Raw genomic sequence first — 4,372 nt, forward strand, 5'->3', positions numbered from 1 at the left:
CGCCGCGGCTCGGGAGATCGGCGCGGCGGTCCACGCCTCCGCGCTCATCGCCGTCGTGGCCGCGGTGCCTGGCGTCGTGGGCGTCGACCTCGACCGGCTGTACCTCTCCGGGCACCCACCGACCGCTGAGCCGCGGTTGGTGCCGGAGCCTGCGTCGGTGAGCGCGACCGGAGCGCCGATCGGCGCCCAGCTGCTGGCCCTGGCGCCGGACCCCCTCGACACACTCGTGGAGCTGACATGAGGGAGCTGACATGAGGGAGCTGACATGAGGGAGCTGACATGACGACCACCGCCGACGACCTCGGCCAGCGGCTCTTCGACCTGCTGCCGGCGGTCTACCGGCTGCGCGACGCCGAGCAGGGTGGGGTCCTGCGCGAGCTGGTCGGTCTGCTTGCGGAGCAGGTCGCCGTGCTCAGCGACGACCTCGACCACCTGTACGACGACCAGTTCATCGAGACCTGCGCGGCGTGGGTGGCGCCGTACCTCGGAGACCTCGTCGGCTACCGCCCGCTGCACGGTGAGGTGCCGTCCGTGGCCTCGCCGCGCGCGGAGGTCGCCAACACGATCGGCTACCGGCGCCGGAAGGGCACGGCGGCGGTGCTCGAGCAGCTCGCGCGTGACGTCACCGGGTGGCCGGCCCGGGCGGTGGAGTACTTCGAGCGGCTGGCCACGACGCAGTACCTCAACCACGTGCGCCCCCAGGCGCGGGCCACCGTCGACCTGCGTGACCACAGCGCGCTCGGGTGGGTCGGCGCCCAGCACGGAGCCTTCGACGACCTGGCCCACACCGCCGACGTACGACGTATCGATGCCACGCGGCCGGCCGGGCGCGGGCGGCACAACATCCCCAACGTCGGGCTCGTCCTCTGGCGGATCGAGGCGGTCCAGCGTGTCCGCTCGCCGCTGGTCGGTGTGGGTGGCGGCGGTGGGGGTGGAGGCGGCGGAGGCGGTGGCGCGGGCGATGGTCGCCGGTTCCGGTTCGACCCGCTCGGGGCGGACACCCGGCTGTTCAGCGCAGCGGTCTCGGAGCCGGAGATCACCCACCTGGCCGAGCCGTTCGACGTGCCGATGCCGTTGGGGCGGCGCTGGCTGGCCGACCACCTGGCGCGGTACTACGGGCCTGGCGGGAGCGGCGGCACGGGCAGCGGCGGCGCCGAGCAGCCCACCCAGCTGCTGCTCGAGATCGAGGCGTCGGGGGCTGCGCCGGCCGCGATCGACCGGGCGAGGATCCGGGTCTGCGACCTGTCGGACACCGCCGCCGGCTGGGCGCACGAGCCGTCGGGCAGCGTGGTCGCCATCGACCCCGTGCTCGGCCGCGTCTGGCTCGGTACCGCCCTGGCCGCCGATGAGCGCCTGCTCGGGACGTTCCACCTCGGGATGGCTGTCCCGATCGGCGCCGGCGCGAGCACACGGGGTGACGTGCTCAGTCAGGCCGGCACGTCGACTCCGGCCCCGTCGGTGCCGCCTCCCGCGCCCGGGTCGCCGCTGGTGCCCGCGCGCCACGGTGAGTCGCTGCAACCGCTCCTCGACCAGATCACGGCCGGCGGCACGGTGGAGGTCCGCGACGACGATCGGTACACCGCCGGCGCGCTGACCGTCGCGGCGACCACGGCACCGGCCGGGCAGCCGGACACGGTCGTCACGCTGTCCGCCGCCCAGGCAGCCCCCCTCATCAAGGTCGACACCCGGGTGGAACTGGACCTCCAGCCGCGCACGACGGTCGTGCTCGACGGCCTGATCGTCGCGGGCGGCCCGGTCGTGCTCGACGAGGTCGGGGACGGCCAGCCCCGCACGATCGTCCTGCGCCACTGCACGCTCGTACCGGGCCAGTCGCGGACCCCGGCTGGTGGCCCCGCCCACCCGGACCGGGCCAGCCTCATCGTGCTCGACCCGTACGCCGAGGTGGTCCTCGAGCGTTGTGTGCTCGGGCCCATCGTGGCCGTCGAGGGGGCGACCGTCCGCGTGTGGGACTGTGCCGTCGACGCGACCTCACCGGAACGGGTGGCGTGTGCGGGGCGGGCGGCCCCGGTCAGCGGACTGCGCAGCGCGCCCACCTCCGCCGAGCACGTCGTCGGGGACGGGACGCACCCGGCCGGCCTGCTCGACCTGCACGAGTGCACCGTGGTCGGGGGGCTGCACGTGACCCGTCTGGATGCCTCGAACTCCGTGTTGGGGGCGCGCCTGCAGACCGGAGACCCGCGCGTCGCGGCGATCCACGCCGAGCGCCGCCAAGTCGGCTGCGTGCGCTTCTCGTTCGTGCCGCCCGGATCGCTGACCGGCACGCGGTTCCACTGCCAGCCCGACCCGAAGGACCCGCCGGCGCTGCAGGCCCTCGCCGTGCCTCAGTTCACCTCGCTGCGCTTCGGCGACGCGGCGTACCTCCAGCTGGACTCCGCGACACCGGACTCCATCGCGGCCGGTGCCGACGACGAGAGCGAGATGGGCGCCGGCCACCTGCTCTTCGCCCCCCAACGCGAGCGCAACCTCGTGCTGCGCCTCGACGAGTACCTCCGCTTCGGCCTGTCGGCCGGGGTGTTCCACGCGACCTGAAGGACGAGAAGGGGAAGGTGACTGCTCATGGGCGCCGATCTGAGCCGGATGCGGTTCGACCCACTGCGCGACCTGGCCGGTGTCGTGCTGCAGCAGGGCAGGCTCCTGCTCGATGCCGACTGGAACGAGCTCGTCGCGATCGTCGACCGGCGGCTGCGGGCCACGGTGGCCGACCTGGACAGCAACGGCCCGCAGACGGGCATCCAGGGCGTGGCGGTGGTGCCGCGCACGACTCCGGAGGCGTTCAAGGTCACCCTCACCGGCGGCAAGCTCAGCCTCGGGCGGGGGCGGATGTACGTCGACGGACTGCTCGCGGAGAACCACGGCACGGGCAAGCGCGTGTTCGACCCCCTGCTTGCGGAGCAGCGGCTCGACACCGACACCCCGTACGAGAAGCAGCCCTACGGCCCGGTGCCCGACCTGCCGACGGCGGGCACCCACCTGGCCTACCTCGACGTCTGGGAACGGGAGGTCACCTGGGTCGAGCAGCCTGACCTCGTCGACGTGGCCCTCGGGGTGGACACGACGGCGCGCACCCAGACGGTGTGGCAGGTGCGCCTCCACGAGATCACCGCCGGGGCGGGGGCGGTCACCTGCACGACGGCCGACGCCGGCATCCCCGGCTGGGCCGCTCTCATCGCGCCGTCGCCGGCCCGGCTGTCGGTCATCGCGGACCCGGCCACCGTCGACACCGATCCCTGTGAGCTGCCCCCGTCGGGTGGCTACCGGGGGCGGGAGAACCAGACCTACCGGATCGAGATCCACGATCCGGGGGCGGCCGGCATGGCGACGTTCAAGTGGTCGCGGGACAACGGCTCCGTCGTCAGCCCCGTGGTCGACGTCGCGAGCGATGGGCTCTCCCTACGGCCCGCCAGTCTGGGGCGCGACGAGGTGCTGGGCTTCCACAAGGGCGACTGGGTCGAGGTGCTGGACGACCGCCGCGAGTTCCGCCGTCTGGCGGGGCAGATGCGCAAGGTCGATGACATCGTCGACGGTCGGCTGGTCCTGACGTCGGCGCTTGATGCGGACCTGCGTCTGGGCGCCACCGCGGCCGACGAGCGGCATCTGCGGGTGCGCCGCTGGGACCAGAACGGTGTCGTGCGCACGTCGACCGGCGCGACCGTCGTCGACCTCACCCCGGCCAGCGCGGCCGGCGTGATCAAGGTGCCCACCGGTGCCTCGACCCGCGTCGTGCTGGAGAACGGCATCACCGTCGCGCTGACCGCCGGTGGAGGGGAGTTCCGGACCGGGGACCACTGGATCGTCGCGGCTCGTACCGCGGACGCCTCCGTCGAGGAGCTCGTCGCGGCGCCCCCGGTGGGCGTCCACCACCACTACGCCCGCCTCGGCGTGCTGACCTTCCCGGACACGGAGTCCGACTGCCGCACGCTCTGGCCGCCGGAGTGCGAGTGCGAGGGCGGCGGGTGCAGCGACTGCACGGTGTGCGTCACGCCGACGTCCCATGCGAGCGGCGCGCTGACGATCCAGGCGGCGGTCGACCAGGTGACGAAGACCGGCGGCACCGTCTGCCTGGCGGCCGGCCGGTACCCCCTCGACGAGGGCGGGGTGCGCATCGACGGCGCGACCTCGGTGACGATCCGCGGGCAGGGCCCGGCGACGGTGCTCCTGTGCCGCGACCGGGGGCTGCAGGTCACCCGTTCGGCGTTCGTCACGGTGGAGGACCTGTCGGTCATCGGCGCCGGAGCGCAGCCCTGCCTCGAGCTGGCGGGCACGGCGGCGGTCACCGCCCAGCGCCTGCTGCTCCTGGCCAGCGGGGACGTCCCCGCCGACCAGGCGCGCGGCGCCGTCGAGCTCGGCGGGG

General features: G+C 74.1%; 3 protein-coding genes. All 3 read left to right on the forward strand.

The window, feature by feature from the left end; all coding sequences use genetic code 11:
* Positions 1-241 (forward strand): hypothetical protein (locus KD1_RS16770; protein ID WP_169795333.1); only part of this gene is annotated, 241 nt, incomplete at its 5' end.
* Between the two features lie 38 nt (positions 242-279).
* Complete coding sequence (locus KD1_RS04480) at positions 280-2,550, forward strand: hypothetical protein (RefSeq protein ID WP_068398145.1); 2,271 nt, start codon at positions 280-282, stop codon at positions 2,548-2,550.
* 27 nt (positions 2,551-2,577) lie between these two features.
* Positions 2,578-4,372: DUF6519 domain-containing protein (locus KD1_RS04485; RefSeq protein ID WP_217995796.1), on the forward strand; the 1,795-nt coding region annotated here is incomplete at its 3' end.

This window comes from Kribbia dieselivorans NBRC 106261, assembly GCF_001552435.1.
GTDB classification, from domain to species: Bacteria; Actinomycetota; Actinomycetes; order Actinomycetales; family Dermatophilaceae; genus Kribbia; species Kribbia dieselivorans.